Raw genomic sequence first — 14933 nt, forward strand, 5'->3', positions numbered from 1 at the left:
CAGTCGCACCGTAGCGGTGTTTAAGGGGAATTAGCTCAGCTGGTAGAGCGCTGCGATCGCACCGCAGAGGTCAGGAGTTCGAATCTCCTATTCTCCATTCTCTCAAACCCATACAGCTCAAGAGTTGTATCGCTCATCAACAAAGTGATTCAGAGCCTTGCTGAGTTCCTGGAGCTAGACGCTGTTATGCCACTTTTGGCCATTTTGGTTAGAATTTGGATCGAAATTGGATCGAAAGATTCTTCGATCCATTCGATCCATTCTCCAGAGGGCTTTCACCATGGCCAATGCTGCTAGAGCGAAGAAGGGCACCGTCTCGGTGACCAGTGATCGAGATCGGTTGCGTCTAGGCTGGCGTTACAAAGGGGAACGCTATTTTTTGTTTATCGGGCTCCCTGACACCGTCACGAATCGGAGAGTGGCCGAGGCCAAGGCGTCTCAAATCGAGCTCGACATGATGTCAGGGCATTTCGATCCCACGCTTCGAGCCTATAAATTGCAGCTTCCCAACCGCAGTCAGCTGACTGTCACCGGTCTATTCAACAAATTCATCCAGCACAAATCGAAAACAGTCGTTTCGGCCACTCTGGATAAATACCGTGGACTGCTCAACTATTTGGAGGAATTCTTTAAGACTCGTTCGGTTGCTGAAGTCAGCGTAGCCGAGGCCGAAAAATTCTCCAGCTGGTATGACTCTCAAGATTTATCCAAGGTTGTCATTCGAGAGCGCCTGGGCCTTTTGAAGGCGTGCTGGGAGTGGGGGATTGAGCAGGCTTTAGTTGAGTCTAATCCTTGGGTAGATATGCCTTTAAGAATTAAGGTTCCGCCAAAACAAATGCCTAAGCCTTTCACCGAGGCAGAAATCAAATCAATCGTTGAGGCGTTTAAAGCTAACCGTTATTATCGCCACTACGTCAATTTTGTGGAGTTTCGCTTTGGCAGTGGTTGCCGTACTGGAGAGATCGTGGGCCTACGCTGGAAACATATCTCTGAGGATTGCTCAACCATTTGGATTGGTGAGGCTTTAATCAAAGGCAAGCAGAAAGCCACAAAAACGAATCGGTCTCGGTATATTACCCTGACATCTAAGTTGCAGACAATGCTTCAGGGATTGAGGCAAGCGGATAGCGATCCCAATGATTTGGTTTTTAAGGGGCCAAAAGGAGCTCCTATCGATGCAAAAAACTTTGCCCAACGAGGCTGGCAGAAAATTTTAACTAAGTTGGGCATTGATTATCAAAGACCTTACAATACCCGACATGCCTTGATTTCTCATGCCCTGGATAAGGGTATGAATCCGGTGGAAGTAGCTCAGTTAACAGGACACGATGTGCAGACGCTTTACCGAAATTATGCAGGTAACGTCAACAGCCGCCCTCGCTTACCGGAAATATAAGCCCCTGGTGCAGGCTTCAGTATAGTTTGCGCCCAAACCAGACCACTTTCCCCATGAGGCTGAGGCTGCTGGATATCTTAGATATTTGAATTGAGAAGGCTTCATAGGCAGGGTGGTCACTGAGCACCCTAATCGTGTCATCGGCTATATACTGCAAGCGCTTGATGAGTAGCCGATTATCGAGTTTGAGCAGGTAGATACCGTGACTCACAGTTTCCAAGTCACGATCATTGGTGTCCACCAGCGCTAAATCCCCCTGCTGAAGGGTTGGCTCCATGCTTTCATCGACCACTTGGGTGAGCAGCAAATTTTCAGAGGCACTGGGGAACTCTGCTCGGAGCCAGCCCGTCTCAAAGGCCAGCGGATCCTTGTAAACATAATCTTCGGCTGACGCTTTAGACGAATCCTTAGCCCCCGCTACAGGCTGGCCGGTCGCCAGCCACTCGACGCTGATGTTGGCCGTGCGGGCTATAGCGAGCAGTGCTGGTCGGGTGGGCTCGCTTTGGCCGTTGAGATATTGGCGGAGCACGGTGTCAGAAAAGCCGCAGTCTCTGGCAAAGCCTCGAATGCTCTTGTCGCCAACCGCCTGCTTTAGACGGACTGGAAACTGATCAACTGCGGTGGCATCCGCCTGCGCCTCGTCAGGTAATGGATTAGTCATAAGGGTTACATTAATTGCAGATGCAAATTATAACACTTGACATGCAAGTTATTTATTGCTAACTTCATCGATATATTGATGGAGCTAAGACAATTCTATGCATGTAGAAGACATTAAAGCAGCTCTACGCAAGCAGGGCTGGACTTTAACCAGCATCGCAAAAGAACTGAATATTGGCACCTCGGCAGTCTCCCATGCCTTGACTCGGCAGCGATCGCGTCGCATCGAGCAGGTCGTGGCGGGCAAACTTGGCCTGCCTCCCCATGAGATTTGGCCTCAACGGTATAAACGAGGAAGGATGACCCATGGTTCAATTTGTCAGCAAACAGGAAGCTACCCAGTCACTGAAGCTCAGCGGTACAACCTTGAGGCGCTATCGAGTGCAGGGACTGTTGATCGAGGGCGTTCACTGGGTTCGAGTGAATAGTCGCTGCATTCGCTACAACTTGGAGCTGATCAAGGACTGGCTCCACAACCGCCATGATCCGGCGGCTCACCAACGGGCCATTGAAAACTATCAGGCCAGTTTGTTGAGCAATCAGCGCAAAATTCCTAAACGATCTGGACATCGATAAAAAGATCCTTGAACCAAGTAAAGGGCTTCAAGGCTTAATCAAGTCTGTGATTAAGCATCTGGCTTAAAATCTCAGCTCTAAAACCTATGAAAAAACACCCTAACCATTGATTGGCAAGGGTGCTGAATCTTTTTGTTTACTTTCTAAGCCAGGCCAATCAACATCCTGATGTGGTTTTCGCCGAACCGCCCAGGGCATTAATCTGCTGCTAGAAGTGGTGTCTTCAACTATAGCAAAGACATTGGAAATGTCCAGCCTCGGCACAGCTAACGGTTAACAATAGCTGGTTGATTGTGGTGGCCTGGCTCCTAACTTCAGGAGCTAACCATGGCACAGTACGTTTACTCGGGGCGATCGCGCCCCTGTCCAATTTGTGGACGCACTAAAGACCAAGACTGCCGCTGGAATGAGGAAGTGGTGTTCTGCCATACCCACGTAGACCAGGATGGGGCGGTAGATGGCTACGTTTATCGGGGCGCGACAGCCGATGGCATGTGGGGGCAATACTTTGCAGCTACCCCATCACCTGAAAAGCCGGTTCGACCCCAGCAGCGGCAGGACTATTTCTATCCCAGCCGAGCCGGGCAGCCTCTGGTGAAAGTGACTCGGGTGGATCGGGGCAACGGTTCAAAGTTTTTTGTGCAGTACCACTGGAACGGGCAGCAGTGGGTCAAAGGGTTGACCCCTGAGATTAGAGCCCAGGTGCCGATCTACCGCTACCGGGATGTTCAGAATGCGATCGCCATCGGTCAACCCATCTGGATGGTGGAGGGGGAAGGCTGCGCTGATGCCCTGTGGGGAATTGGCATTCCCGCGACCACTACCCTGGGGGGCTCGAAGAAGTACCGCAGCTATGGCGATTACCGTCAGGATTTGCAGGATGTACGCCTAGTGCTATGTCCCGATCGCGACCAGGTCGGCATTGCCCATATGGAGGAAGTCGCCCAGGACTTCCCCTCGGCCCAGTGGTGCTACCCCTACCCGGATAGCCTGCGCTGGCACAACCTGCCGAAGCATGGCGGGCTGGATGTGGCGGATTGGATTCACGATGGGGCCACAGCAGAGCAGATTCGAGCGGCGGTGCAAGACCGGCGGCAGATGGAGGTCAGCTCTACCCAAGCTCCCGAACGGATGTCGGTGCAGGCACTACAAGACCAGATCCGCACCTATCTGGGTACCAGCCCTACCGAACTGGCTCTGGCGGCGCAGGTGGTGCAGTGGCATCAGGAAACGGGGTTATCTGCTAGGGATATTGGTAACCTGGTCACCCTGGTGCAGGCGGAACTGGAGCAAACCGAAGAGCGGGATGATCGCCGAGCTGAGATTCACCAGCTGCTCAAAATTGGCGACTACCAGCTGTGTCTAGGAGAGTATCTCCATGCCGACTTGGCGGAACCCTTGGAGCAGATCGCGGACTGGATTGGGGCCACCCCAGCGGCCATGCTGGTGACGCTGCTGCCGGTGGCGGCGTCTCTACTGAGAGTGGGCACAGAGCTGGAAATTGATGCTGGGATGGGGTTCTCGGTGCCGCCGATTGTATTCACCGGGCTGGTGGCCCCCTCGGGTAGCAAAAAGAGTCCAATTCAGCGGCAGATTTTGGGGCCGCTCTCGCTGCTCCAAGCGGAGGCGGATCAGGAGTATGAGTATGCCGCCTCGGAATATGAGGTTGACCTGCGGGATTGGGAACAGACCCGAGCCGAGGAAAGGGGTATTCGCCCGAGGAAGCCGATGCCACGGGAGTATCACACCTCGGATGCGACACGGGAGGCGATTGCCCGCATTCAAGCCCAGCAGCCGGAGCGGGGCATTTTGGTGACGCCGGATGAGCTGGCAGGTCTGTTCAAGGGGCAGAACCAGTACCGCAATGGCCGGGGTAACGATAAGGAGTCGCTGCTGACCGCCTTTGATGGCTCGGGGTTGAAGGTGGATCGGGCCAGCGGCCTGCGCATCAGCCTGCCGCGCACCAGCCTGAGCCTAACGGGGACAATTCAGCCCGATATTTTGCGGGAGATGATGGGGGATTGCTCGGATGCCAGCGGCCAGTGGGCCAGGTTTTTGTGGTGTTTGCTGCCGCTGAAGCCTGCGCCATTTCCCCGGCGGACGGTGCGCTATGACGTGTCGGAGCGGCTCTATGGTCTCTACCAGCAGTTGGAGGGGTTGGCAGCCCAGTGCTACCGGCTCAGCCCTGAGGCCAAGGTGTTATTTGCAGATTGGTATGACCAGTTGGATCAGCTGAGGGTGACGGAGACCCACCCAGGTTTGCAGGCGGTCTATTCCAAAATGCAGGGCTATACAGGGCGGCTGGCGCTGATTCTGCACTGCCTGAATGCGGCGGTGGAGGGGCGTTTGCCGACCCATGCAGTGGAAGCGAGCCAGATGCAGGCGTCAATTAAGCTGGGGCGCTGGTTTATTGGCCAGGTGAAGCTGCTCTACGCGGACGGAAATACGATGGATGGGGCGCTGGAGCCGGTCTATACAAAGCTGATACAGCTGTCGCGGGTGCGGGGCTGGCTGCGAGCGAAGGATGTGCGGAATTATGAGCGCAGTTTACGGAAGGCGGGGGTGGAGGTGATTCGTGCTCATTTTTTAGAGCTGGAGGCGATGGGGTATGGGGAAACCCAGGGGATGGGGAATCGGCTGCGGTGGCGGGCAACGGTAGACGCGGTAGACAGATTTCAGGAAACGGTAGACGGGGTGTCTACCGCTGAAAGGTTTGATGGACAAGGGTTGTAGCGAAACGGTAGACAAGTAGACAGGGTTTGCCAATGGGGAATTGCTAGGAAAGTGTCTACCGTCTACCGAAATCGCTGAAGGGCTTACGGATAGAGGCTTTTGCCCGGTAGACAGAGTGTCTACCGGGCGTCTACCGTGTCTACCGAAAATCGATTACTCGTCGTCTGTGAACAAGCTCGTTAGATCGCGGTAGCCACTGACGACCCGCAAGATGTCTACTCTAGATTCGGTTGCGGTGTAGAGAATGAGGTAGTTCTCCATTGAGAGGCTGCGCAGCTCTGGGAGGATTTCGTCGCGTGGCCGCCCCAGATTCGGGAATTGGGTGATTCTGGTGAATTTGGCATTGAGCTTTGAGAGGAAGCGCTCGGCCTGTTGGAGCCCAGTTTGACTGGCGATGTAGTCTGCAATGGCCTCGATGTCTTGAATGGCAGGCTGGGTTAGGTAAAACTGAGGGGCCATTATTCGGCGGAGGCGTGGCGAGACCGCAGGTTTTCTCGAATCTGGGCCATGGCGGTGGGGCCTTCAACGAGGTCGCCGCGCTGGGCTGCTTCCCAGCCGATCTGGGCATCTTGCTGGAGTTCGGGGAGTCTCCCTTGATAGATATCGTTTTGCTGGTCGAGTAGGTGTATGCCTGCTGTGATGACGTCTAAGGCAGATTGGTATTTGCCTGCGGCGAGCTGGCGTTGGATGAGTTGTTCTAGTTCAGGGGGAAGGACAACTTGCATGGAAGATGAAGGGAAGCAACTGCTTTTGACTTCAATCTTAACGCTAGGAAATGATTAATTCGACATCTCCTACGAATCGAACAACTTGTTCGAGCTGCCGGACTTGCGACATCTGCCGAGTGATGAGCGCAAAGAACGCCTCGACGACTTTCAGTCATTTCTGGAGTCGGCGCTGCTGACCACGATTGTGGGCTTAGGGGCCAATAGCTCGGTGATGATCTAGACCATTCGCTCGATTCTGGTACTGGCGCTCAACGCCTTCTTTGCCGATGCCTGAATTCAGCGACGCTACATGGAGACGATACAAGGTCGATTGGGCTCAGCAGCCTGGGCACAAATGCCAACCCTGGCTAACTTCCTCGACTTTTGCACGCCTGAACAGCTGGATCTGAACTAGGTGGGCGGTAACATTGAGGCAGCGCTGAGCATGATTGAGCTGCGACTGAGATTTTGGCTCTCCAGCCAGGTGAGGCGGGCGATTTCTGCTCCATCCAGTTTTCCGACCGATGCACCAACTGCTGGTCTTTGCCCTGCTGAATCTATCCAACGAAGAAGATGCCGCCGTGCTGTCCTTTCCGCCTATGCCGCCGCTCTGCGGCGAACCATGGAAGCTCTGGCGTCCATCTTCTTTATTGATGAAGTCCCGATCTTATTTGAGTTTGACGAAATTGGAACTTTGATTGGCAACAGAGCCAAGGCTGGAATTCGGGTTATTATTTCCGCCCAATCTTCATGATCTCAAAAAAGCCTTTTGACTTCTGAATAACTGTGAATCAAGAATTTTTGCCAATCAGGGTAAAGCCAGCCCACATACGAGGGTTATTTGGATAAATTTTCATGACATCGCGCATAGCTTTGCATAAAGCTCCAGCTTTTTCTTCACCTCTCATTAAGTTTCTGTAGAAGCTACTCATGATTAATTTAGTTGATTCACTATCAGGGATTTCCCAATACGAAGCAATGACACTGGAAGCTCCAGCAAGTAAAAAGCATCTTGATAACCCTATCAAGCCCTCATTCCTCATGACTCCAATACCTGTATTGCAGGCACTCAAAACAACCAAATCTGCCCTCAAATTAAGCTGATGCACTTCAGTTGCCGTTAAAAATCCAGAATCTTCCTCAGAAGATGAAAGAGCAATCACACCAGGAATATCATTCAAGTCTGCTATATCTAATAAGCAATGTGTGGCAAGATGTATTATCGCCGATTCTTCCATTCGTTTTAAGATATTTGCTTTGGTAGCTTCTTTCTTAACAAGAGCTTGGCTTCCAAGCATACAGGCAATTGCCTCTGCTTCTTGCTCTGCAAACGGCAAGTCAGATAACTTTCCGGCACTTCTACCATATGGAGAAAAGGGCATTTCTGGATTACCAACAATCAAGAAATGTTCTATCTTTTGGCTTGGCTCATTCACTAAACAAAGTCCGTCAGGATTGTTGTCCTGAATCAACTCGGTTGCCTTGATAGATGGCGAGATAAGAAATGTATACTTTTCAACAAGAAACTCACCTTTTTGATTTTGAAGAGCTGCAAAAGGTACAAAGAGAAGCTCATGTTGTGGAACAAATATAATAGGAAACTGAGCGTAGCTTGACAAGATATCTTCAAGAGGTTCGATAATAAGTTTATAGAGTTTCTGGGAATAGTAATAAGCATTGCCAGGCCACGACGATTCGTCAATTCGTTTATGTAATTCGTAGGCCAGATCTCTAAATGACTCGTCATCTTCAAGGCTACTGAGATCAATTTCCTTAAAATATATTTGTTCAAATGGTGTGACGATCCATGTGTATAAATTTGAATATACAAAAGAGTACTCAACAAATACAGTGCCTTGGGTTTTAGCGATACTCTTAATGGACTGAATATCATTAGGAAAATCGATAAAATTGATTCTATCTGAAAAGAAATTCTTGGATAAAAGTTTCGCTTTTGTTTCTAGAGCTCTAGTCATTACAGCTGATCTTCCCTTTTCGGAAACGACTAGAGCTTCGTTGAATTTATTTTGTAAGACTAATGATTTTTGAAGTAGCATGTAAAGATCAACTTGAAGATCGAAAAATGACACTTGATCATATTCACTCTTTAATTGGAATCTAGTTTCTTCTTGAATTTGCAATGATTCCCTTAGATAATCTTCAGCTTGCTGGAAATCATTTTTCTTTAGAGATATGCCACCCATACAACAAAGAACAGAAGCTTTCAATTGTGGAGCGTCTAGATCGGCAATGAATTCTATTTGTTGCCTACAATAGTCAAGAGATAACTGGAGTTCGCCTTGATAAAAAAGAACTCCTGCAAGCCCCCCAACAGCATAAAACTCTCCCCAGAACTCATTAATATTATTAAATATCGTAGTTGCCTTTTCATATAGGTGTTGAGCTGCTTTAAGTTCACCTATTTCAAGATGAATGTTGCCAAGATTAAAGCAAGCCATTCCTTCGTCACGTAAACTGCAAATTTCTTGGGCTATTTCTAGAGATTTCTCTTGAAAGTAGATTGCTTCTTGATATTTTTTTTGAACTCTATAAACTATTCCAATATTGCATAAAGAACGAGATTCACCGAGCTTAGAACCAATCTCCCTATTTATTTGGAGAGACTGTTCATGATATTGAATGGCAAGATCAAGCTTGCCTATACTTTTGCATAAATTACCAATGTTACCAAGACTTTGTGCTCGCTCATGCCTATAACTAGTGTTTTCAAAATAATTTAATTCTTTCTCAAATAGCTCTAAAGCCTTTTGAAAATCGCCAATCCTTTCATATACTATTGCTAGATTACCCATCGCTCTTGATTCTTGTTCTTTATGACCGATCTTTTGAGCAATTTCATATGATTTCTCTGCATATAGCAATCCGGAATGATTCGTGAAATATATCAGTATAATTACTGAGGATCCAGAATTCTGATGCGAGGTGTGATGGTCATGCCCACCCCCCAGACTAAGCTCAGCAAAACCATTGCCATTGAAGAACTCAAGGCCTTTATCAGTGCTGAACGTGATGGTCGCCAAGTGAAGAAAGCATTGGCCGTCAAACTGATCTATCAGGACTATGGCTATGAGGCCATCACCGCGATTCTCGATGTATCGCTGGGAGCCCTGAGCAAATGGAAACAAGCCTATGAGCGGGACGGCTTAGCCGGGTTCCGCCCTCAGCATAAAGGTCGCAGGAGTTATTTGACCCCGCTAGAGCGAGAGGCCGTATTGCAGTGGTTACAGGCTAAAGCGATCTGGGAACTGAGTGAGCTGGAGTATCATCTGGCCGAGACCTACGACGTGGTGTACGAGTCTAAGCAAAGCTACTACGACTTGTTTGAAGCGGCGGGTTTGAGTTGGAAAAAGACCAGTAAAGTGAATCCAAAGGCGGACGCTAAGGCGGTGGCCGCAAAAAAGCCGAGATCCAGCGGCTATTGGCACGTTACCGAGACGAGATCGAAGCCGGGCAGTTGAGAGTGCTCTTTGTCGATGAATGTCATCTCATGAGTGGTGACCTTCAAGGCTACGTGTGGGGACGAACGGGGGAACGGGTTGAGGTGCCTATTGTGAACGAACGAGAGCGTCAAACGTATTATGGAGCCTTAGATTTGCTCAGCAAGCGCCTGATTGTTCAAGGGCACGAGAAAGGGAATACGACCAACACCATGGCGTATCTCAAATTTTTGCAAACGCAATGGCCAGAGCAACGGTTACTCTTGCTCTGGGATGGGGCAAGTTACCATCGCTCCCAAGAACTCCAAGACTTTCTAGGCCAAATCAATGCTGGATTAGAGCCCAAAGCCTGGAAAATCCATTGTGTTCGATTCGCACCCAACGACCCGAGTCAAAATCCCATCGAAGATGCTTGGCTACAGGCTAAAACGTGGCTAAGACGGATGTCAGGGCTGCGTCCCTGCTTCTCGGCGCTCAAAGCCCTCTTCGAGCAGTTTTTTAGGCTAGAGGTGTTTAATTTCCCAAAAATGCATCGATACGGATCCTTTTCATGAACCAAATAGGACTGCTATAGTATATAGCTAACTTTTCATTCCCAAGATAATGATATGTAGCACCCATATTACCCAAGATTTCTGATTCGGCAGAAAGATCTCGTTTTTCTTGAGACTGGCTAGCTTGAAGAGCTTGATTGTAGAGATCTATTGAATAGTTATAATTTGATATCGCCTGGTAAGCATTTGCTAGATTGATTAAGCAAATCATTTCTAAATTTAGATCGCTCTTATTTCTGGCAATTAATAAACCTTTTGAATGATTATGGATTGCTTCTTGATAACGGCCTTGGTAGTAAAATATGATATCTAGTCGATCTGTTAGTCTTGACAATTCACTATCTTCACCAATTGCTTGCGCAACTTGTATCGCCGCCATCAAATAACGAACGGCTAGGTCATATTGCCCGTATTTTATATAAATATCTCCAATCTGCTTTGGGGCATTCATTTGAAGGCCGACAAAGCCAAATTCATCGGCTATCTTCTGGGATTCTTTAAATGAACTTAAAGCACTTGGCAAGTCTCTAAGGCTTGTAAAAGCTATGCCCAAATTATACAGACATACGCTTGCTCCAAACCAATGCTGAATTTTCTTTGATAGATTTAATGCTTTCTTTAAACTCTGCATGGCAGAATTAACTTCACCACCTTCATAAAGCTCTATTCCTTCTTCAAACAATTTATCTGCTTTCAACTTGTCTGAAAAATTTAACGAACGAATTTCATTTAACAATTTTTTGGTCTTTTTTTTCATAATTATTTAATGCAACAACCGAGTAGCTAAATAAAACTGATCTTGCCAACTTAATTGTTGAGCCTTTTGTATGCACTGTTGCAGCGTCGTGGTTTGTCGTCTACAAAAGAGTATGCCCTTAGCATACCTATTATCAGTTGGTCAGCTGGTTGGGAGTGCGTTATCGTTCAATCAAAGAAAAATCACTGCCCTACATTCCTAGATTCTGCGTTACCTATGTCCAGTATGAGCCTAAAGCTTTGCAGAGCTTGCCTTCGAACCAAAATACATGACTACTTAAGGCCGAGAGAATTTTCTTTGGCGAAATTATGACGCACTTCCCAGCTGGTCAATATATAGTCACAACCTGAACCACAGCCAAGGCCAAGAACATCGGCAGTTTCTGGCCATTGAGACTTAATCCAACTGTCTATCGCGCCTCAGCGAACTAAACACCTCCCCCTGCTCTGGGGTAATCAAAATCCCGAACTTTAAAGACATCATGCTTGCTTGACCCCAATTCGTTCGCTTAGCAAGCTCCGACGTAATCGTCTAACCCCTCAACCGCTTCTGCATCGTCTCCAGCTTCCTCAAATCCGCTGCCCGCTTTCGCCGCTGGTAGCGCTCCTTCGCCACCCCATTCACCGCCTGCATCGCCTTAGGGTGCTCCGCCAGGTAAAGGTACGCCGCCTCAAACCACACCTCCTTGGTAATTTTCTCATCCATACAGAGGTGGCGCAGGGCCTTATCAATCTCTTCCTCTAACCGGGTCGTCGTCCGCACTAGCTGCGGTAACTCCGTCTCATCATCTTGGCTAACAGACATACTGACGTCAACACTTGTAGACTCGCTAGAGTCACTATATCCCGACCTATTGCCTTCAACTGTCACCTGTTGAAGAGACTTCACAGGTAACTCTGCCCCCAACCCATCTGCACGGGGCGGTACACTCGGGCGCTGCCGCTGCATCAATCGTTCCAGCGCATCATCAGTCATTCCCTTGCCCCTGCTCTAACGCCTCAATCACCCTGTGCAGCGGATATTCCAGTTCCCCATAGCCAATCTCTGACAGCCGCTGCCCCTGCCGAATCGCCTGCTTGTAGCGCTCACTCTCCACAATCGACGGCAGCACCGGGATTGCCCCTGCCACCTGCTGCATGGCTGCTATGGCCTCTCGGCTATCCGTCGCCTGCGATCGGCCAAACCACTTATCTCGAAACGGCAGCACCCCCAGCACTTGGCCAGTAAACGCCCGTATTCGACCCCTTTCCTCCAGCAGTTCTAGGCTGCACAGTAGTGAATTTACCCCCTTGGTTGAGGCCTCCGCTGGAATCAGCACCCAGTCAGAGGCCCCCATCACCGACAGACAAATCTGGGTGCGCTGGGGCGGCGAGTCGATAATGCAAACGTCAAACAACGTCCCCACCGCCTCCAGGCTGTGGCGCAAAGCCAAGGCCCCTATCCCGCGGCCAAGTATTCCTGGGCTTTGTGCAGCCCCTCATCGGCTGGAATCAGAAATAGGTTGGCTGCTGTCAACGGATAGATCCCATCGGCTGTTTCCACCTGCCGCTTCAGCACCTCCAATAGGGTGGGCTCATTCGCCTTAACGTCATGGCCCAAATAAAAGGTGAGATTCGCCTGCGGATCGGCATCCACCATCAGCACCTTCTGGCCCCGATCTGCCAGGAGCCGACCTAGCAGCAGTGAGACCGACGTTTTTCCCTGCCCCCCAGAGAGCGACAAACAACTCACTGTCTTCATAGCTGTGTTTCACTCCCCGTACAACACTTAGCCCCTGCCCATCTCGACATGCCTTGACCCACCCGAGATCCTGCCGCCATATAAGCTTGCGAAGCCAGAGACATCAAGACGTATTGACGTCAAAACACTTGTCTTTGTGTCTGTAAAGCAGTCGTCATGTGATGTTGTCAGTTAAAGCGTGACTTTTGAGTTGAAAATATGTGCGGAGAAAAGGAACCAAAGAAGATGGTCTTGCGTCGCTTTTGATGATTTTCTATAGATAGAATGCGACTGCAATCATAGAGTTATTGCTTGTAGCTAATCGCATTGATAATTAGCAGCAAATTTTTAAGCGATAGGGATTATGTATGGCCTCGGTATAAAAAATATTCCTACTCTGAAGATCTACATAGATCGGTCAATAGCTTGATTAAAATCACGCAAGATTACAGAATCAAGCACGATATTCATTGTCTTGTATAGGATTTAGGCATGGATTTGAGCCGTCTAAGCCTGAATCCACAATTTAGTTTGTCATTTCCCCACCGCTGAAAAATATTGCTATATTGGTCAAATCTTTACGCAATTCGAGTTGAACACTTTACTCATTGGTGAGCACGCGAGTCATGTCATCTGACTGATTTCAGGAGACTTCAAACATCAGTCAGACTCAATTCATTTGAGCCATGAAAACTCTCTACATTTTTCCGTTGATGGAACGACTAGTGGGTGGGATGAATCCGCTTCCAGACCTGCCGCTATTGGTCGTAGCGATCCTCTGTCTGGGTCTAGATGTCCTGATACACGGCCCCGCCTTATTGGTAGTGCTGGCCATAGCAGGCATCACCGGCCTGACCTGGATGAAAGACGCCAAACCCTCATATCCTGCCCCTAGACGTAAAGCACAGGGTTTCAAACGAAAGGCTGGACGGCTGATGGGTCTAGGGCTGCTCTGGCTAGTTACCCTACTGGCCTATCCTGCCCAGGCCCAGTTCTTTGGCGGGGCTGAAACCTGGATGACCACCAACTTTGGCACAGCTGCGGGCGACGCCATTCCCCTGGTCTTCAACGTGCTGCGGGGGCTGTTCTTGCTCTATGTCGGCATCTCTCTCGTGCGAGTAATCAACAGTGCTCGCAATGACGAGGATTGGGTGCGAGCCGTTGCCTAGAAACTGGAACTCACCTGAGTTTCAGGGGATTAGGCGCAAGGTCTTTAGACCTTGACAACTGAATGGCCATGTAGGTGCAAGTCCTACCCCGTGGGTGCAACGGTGACAGCACTTCCCCCACTCGTGAGACTGGCTCTCAATCGGGTGAAGCGGGGATGAACGGCAGCCCTTCCGAGAACCGTACTCGGCAATCTGTCTAGCAAGAATCTATGGGTAGCGAAAGCGAAGATGCGTCAGAACCATCGTTACGTCAAGTGGGCTACGACGGTTAGCAGCCCAGGCCAAAACGGCAAGGCAAACGGGAACTGGCGATTCCAGTCTCGACCAGTCTCAGTCTGCACTTCCCATCAACCCGGTGGAGAGCATCGCCCTAAGGATTCAAACAATGGTCATTCGGAACGGAATAACCCGCTGAGGCGCTCTCTGGCTAACGTCAGAGTCGGTTGCCAAGCTACAAGCCCTCAGCGGGCGGGATTGTATCAAAAGCAAACGCCTGGAGTAATGCCCAGGATAGGCCAACAGATACACGATGAACTGATGGTAATGAATCAAGTCACAGTCCAAACGTCTAAGACTGGGGCCAACGTGCCCACAGTGGAATGGAAGACCCTCCCCTGGCGACAGCTAGAGGCGAAGGTGTTCAAGCTGCAAACGAGGATTTACCGAGCTGAACAGAATGGTGATGTGAAAACCGTTCACAAACTGCAAAAGACCCTGATGCGGTCATGGGCAGCTCGCTGCCTGGCGGTGCGTAAGGTTACTCAGGACAACCGAGGCAAGCAGACAGCCGGGATTGATGGTGTCAAATCCCTCACCCCAGCTCAACGCTTGCAACTGGCCCAAAACCTCTCCTTGAGCGACAAATCAGCCCCGGTTCGACGGGTACTGATTCCCAAGCCAGGGAAAACGGAAAAACGGCCCCTCGGGATTCCGACTATGACCGAACGGGCTCGCCAGGCCCTGGTCAAACTAGCCCTGGAGCCCCAGTGGGAGGCCAAATTTGAGCCTCATTCCTACGGTTTCAGACCCGGTCGCTCAGCACAAGACGCCCTTAGGGCAATTCAACAGGCGACCCAGCAGAAAGCCAAATACGTGCTGGATGCGGATATCGCCAAGTGCTTCGACCAAATTGATCACTCCCGGTTCGCTCATTTCTAAGGTGGTTCGTCAGATACGGGCCCCAGCAGGGTGTAAATACTTACCG

At 49.8% G+C, this 14933-nt stretch carries 14 protein-coding genes, 1 tRNA gene and 2 pseudogenes; 9 read left to right on the forward strand and 8 right to left on the reverse strand.

The features are described from left to right. Positions 1-24: 24 nt before the first annotated feature. Positions 25-97 (forward strand) — tRNA-Ala (locus LEPTO7104_RS0100210). Positions 98-280: 183 nt separating this feature from the next. Continuing rightward, complete coding sequence (locus LEPTO7104_RS0100215; protein WP_026072238.1) at positions 281-1396, forward strand: tyrosine-type recombinase/integrase; 1116 nt, start codon at positions 281-283, stop codon at positions 1394-1396. A 16-nt stretch (positions 1397-1412) separates the two neighbouring features. Here LEPTO7104_RS0100215 and LEPTO7104_RS0100220 read toward each other — a convergent pair whose 3' ends face one another. After that, positions 1413-2057: a LexA family transcriptional regulator gene (locus tag LEPTO7104_RS0100220; RefSeq protein WP_017296529.1), complete on the reverse strand. Its 645-nt coding sequence runs from the start codon at positions 2055-2057 to the stop codon at positions 1413-1415. A 97-nt stretch (positions 2058-2154) separates the two neighbouring features. Between LEPTO7104_RS0100220 and LEPTO7104_RS43425 the strand changes: the two genes are divergently transcribed. The 3 genes from LEPTO7104_RS43425 to LEPTO7104_RS0100230 all read left to right on the forward strand — a co-directional run bounded on the left by LEPTO7104_RS43425 (position 2155) and on the right by LEPTO7104_RS0100230 (position 5365). Continuing rightward, complete coding sequence (locus tag LEPTO7104_RS43425) at positions 2155-2484, forward strand: helix-turn-helix domain-containing protein (RefSeq protein WP_071527148.1); 330 nt, start codon at positions 2155-2157, stop codon at positions 2482-2484. Then, positions 2423-2632, forward strand: a complete 210-nt coding sequence (locus LEPTO7104_RS0100225; protein WP_225886897.1) for a hypothetical protein — start codon at positions 2423-2425, stop codon at positions 2630-2632. Before LEPTO7104_RS43425 ends, LEPTO7104_RS0100225 begins: the two co-directional genes overlap by 62 nt. Before the next feature lie 327 nt (positions 2633-2959). Further along, on the forward strand, positions 2960-5365 hold the full coding sequence (locus tag LEPTO7104_RS0100230; RefSeq protein WP_155523457.1) for a DUF3987 domain-containing protein: 2406 nt from the start codon (positions 2960-2962) through the stop codon (positions 5363-5365). Positions 5366-5518: 153 nt separating this feature from the next. Here LEPTO7104_RS0100230 and LEPTO7104_RS0100235 read toward each other — a convergent pair whose 3' ends face one another. Further along, positions 5519-5824, reverse strand: coding sequence for a type II toxin-antitoxin system RelE/ParE family toxin (locus tag LEPTO7104_RS0100235; protein ID WP_017296532.1), 306 nt, complete (start codon positions 5822-5824; stop codon positions 5519-5521). Beyond that, positions 5824-6090 carry a ribbon-helix-helix domain-containing protein gene (locus LEPTO7104_RS0100240; protein ID WP_017296533.1) on the reverse strand — a complete coding sequence of 89 codons (267 nt, stop codon included), beginning with the start codon at positions 6088-6090 and terminating at the stop codon, positions 5824-5826. Before LEPTO7104_RS0100240 ends, LEPTO7104_RS0100235 begins: the two co-directional genes overlap by 1 nt. A 58-nt stretch (positions 6091-6148) precedes the next feature. On the opposite strand from LEPTO7104_RS0100240, the pseudogene LEPTO7104_RS43430 reads away from it, so the two are divergent. Beyond that, positions 6149-6817: pseudogene (locus tag LEPTO7104_RS43430) on the forward strand (hypothetical protein); the annotation flags it as partial. A gap of 46 nt (positions 6818-6863) precedes the next feature. Here LEPTO7104_RS43430 and LEPTO7104_RS0100255 read toward each other — a convergent pair. Beyond that, positions 6864-8954 carry a CHAT domain-containing tetratricopeptide repeat protein gene (locus LEPTO7104_RS0100255; protein ID WP_071527149.1) on the reverse strand — a complete coding sequence of 697 codons (2091 nt, stop codon included), beginning with the start codon at positions 8952-8954 and terminating at the stop codon, positions 6864-6866. 111 nt (positions 8955-9065) lie between these two features. Between LEPTO7104_RS0100255 and LEPTO7104_RS43435 the strand changes: the two genes are divergently transcribed. Further along, a protein-coding gene (locus LEPTO7104_RS43435) for an IS630 family transposase (RefSeq protein ID WP_155523829.1) occupies positions 9066-10084 on the forward strand; the annotation gives its coding sequence in 2 pieces (ribosomal slippage) (positions 9066-9495 and positions 9495-10084; 1020 coding nt in all). Here LEPTO7104_RS43435 and LEPTO7104_RS0100265 read toward each other — a convergent pair. The 4 genes from LEPTO7104_RS0100265 to LEPTO7104_RS43135 all read right to left on the reverse strand — a co-directional run bounded on the left by LEPTO7104_RS0100265 (position 10044) and on the right by LEPTO7104_RS43135 (position 12581). Continuing rightward, positions 10044-10841 carry a tetratricopeptide repeat protein gene (locus LEPTO7104_RS0100265; RefSeq protein WP_017296535.1) on the reverse strand — a complete coding sequence of 266 codons (798 nt, stop codon included), beginning with the start codon at positions 10839-10841 and terminating at the stop codon, positions 10044-10046. The genes LEPTO7104_RS43435 and LEPTO7104_RS0100265 overlap by 41 nt on opposite strands. Positions 10842-11372: 531 nt before the next feature. Next, complete coding sequence (locus LEPTO7104_RS44000) at positions 11373-11816, reverse strand: carboxysome distribution maintenance protein McdB (protein ID WP_017296536.1); 444 nt, start codon at positions 11814-11816, stop codon at positions 11373-11375. Further along, complete coding sequence (locus LEPTO7104_RS43130) at positions 11809-12273, reverse strand: ParA family protein (protein WP_264307568.1); 465 nt, start codon at positions 12271-12273, stop codon at positions 11809-11811. The genes LEPTO7104_RS44000 and LEPTO7104_RS43130 overlap by 8 nt, the downstream gene beginning before the upstream one ends. A 5-nt stretch (positions 12274-12278) precedes the next feature. Next, positions 12279-12581 carry a ParA family protein gene (locus LEPTO7104_RS43135; protein WP_264307570.1) on the reverse strand — a complete coding sequence of 101 codons (303 nt, stop codon included), beginning with the start codon at positions 12579-12581 and terminating at the stop codon, positions 12279-12281. 665 nt (positions 12582-13246) lie between these two features. On the opposite strand from LEPTO7104_RS43135, the gene LEPTO7104_RS41060 reads away from it, so the two are divergent. Both LEPTO7104_RS41060 and LEPTO7104_RS0100285 read left to right on the forward strand, forming a co-directional pair. After that, positions 13247-13729 (forward strand): hypothetical protein, encoded by a 483-nt coding sequence (locus LEPTO7104_RS41060; protein WP_196358078.1) that lies wholly within the window; start codon positions 13247-13249, stop codon positions 13727-13729. A 543-nt stretch (positions 13730-14272) separates the two neighbouring features. Further along, positions 14273-14866 (forward strand): annotated as a pseudogene (locus LEPTO7104_RS0100285) (reverse transcriptase N-terminal domain-containing protein); the annotation flags it as partial. Positions 14867-14933: the final 67 nt, after the last annotated feature.

This window comes from Nodosilinea nodulosa PCC 7104, assembly GCF_000309385.1.
Classification (GTDB): Bacteria; Cyanobacteriota; Cyanobacteriia; order Phormidesmidales; family Phormidesmidaceae; genus Nodosilinea; species Nodosilinea nodulosa.

Excerpts from the sequence above, each read along its gene's own strand:
- LEPTO7104_RS43135 (WP_264307570.1), bottom strand. The coding sequence starts at position 12,581 with ATGAAGACAGTGAGTTGTTTGTCGCTCTCTGGGGGGCAGGGAAAAACG.
- LEPTO7104_RS0100240 (WP_017296533.1), bottom strand. The coding sequence starts at position 6,090 with ATGCAAGTTGTCCTTCCCCCTGAACTAGAACAACTCATCCAACGCCAG.
- LEPTO7104_RS0100215 (WP_026072238.1), top strand. The coding sequence starts at position 281 with ATGGCCAATGCTGCTAGAGCGAAGAAGGGCACCGTCTCGGTGACCAGT.
- LEPTO7104_RS41060 (WP_196358078.1), top strand. The coding sequence starts at position 13,247 with ATGAAAACTCTCTACATTTTTCCGTTGATGGAACGACTAGTGGGTGGG.
- LEPTO7104_RS0100265 (WP_017296535.1), bottom strand. The coding sequence starts at position 10,841 with ATGAAAAAAAAGACCAAAAAATTGTTAAATGAAATTCGTTCGTTAAAT.
- LEPTO7104_RS0100220 (WP_017296529.1), bottom strand. The coding sequence starts at position 2,057 with ATGACTAATCCATTACCTGACGAGGCGCAGGCGGATGCCACCGCAGTT.
- LEPTO7104_RS44000 (WP_017296536.1), bottom strand. The coding sequence starts at position 11,816 with ATGACTGATGATGCGCTGGAACGATTGATGCAGCGGCAGCGCCCGAGT.
- LEPTO7104_RS0100235 (WP_017296532.1), bottom strand. The coding sequence starts at position 5,824 with ATGGCCCCTCAGTTTTACCTAACCCAGCCTGCCATTCAAGACATCGAG.
- LEPTO7104_RS0100230 (WP_155523457.1), top strand. The coding sequence starts at position 2,960 with ATGGCACAGTACGTTTACTCGGGGCGATCGCGCCCCTGTCCAATTTGT.
- LEPTO7104_RS43425 (WP_071527148.1), top strand. The coding sequence starts at position 2,155 with ATGCATGTAGAAGACATTAAAGCAGCTCTACGCAAGCAGGGCTGGACT.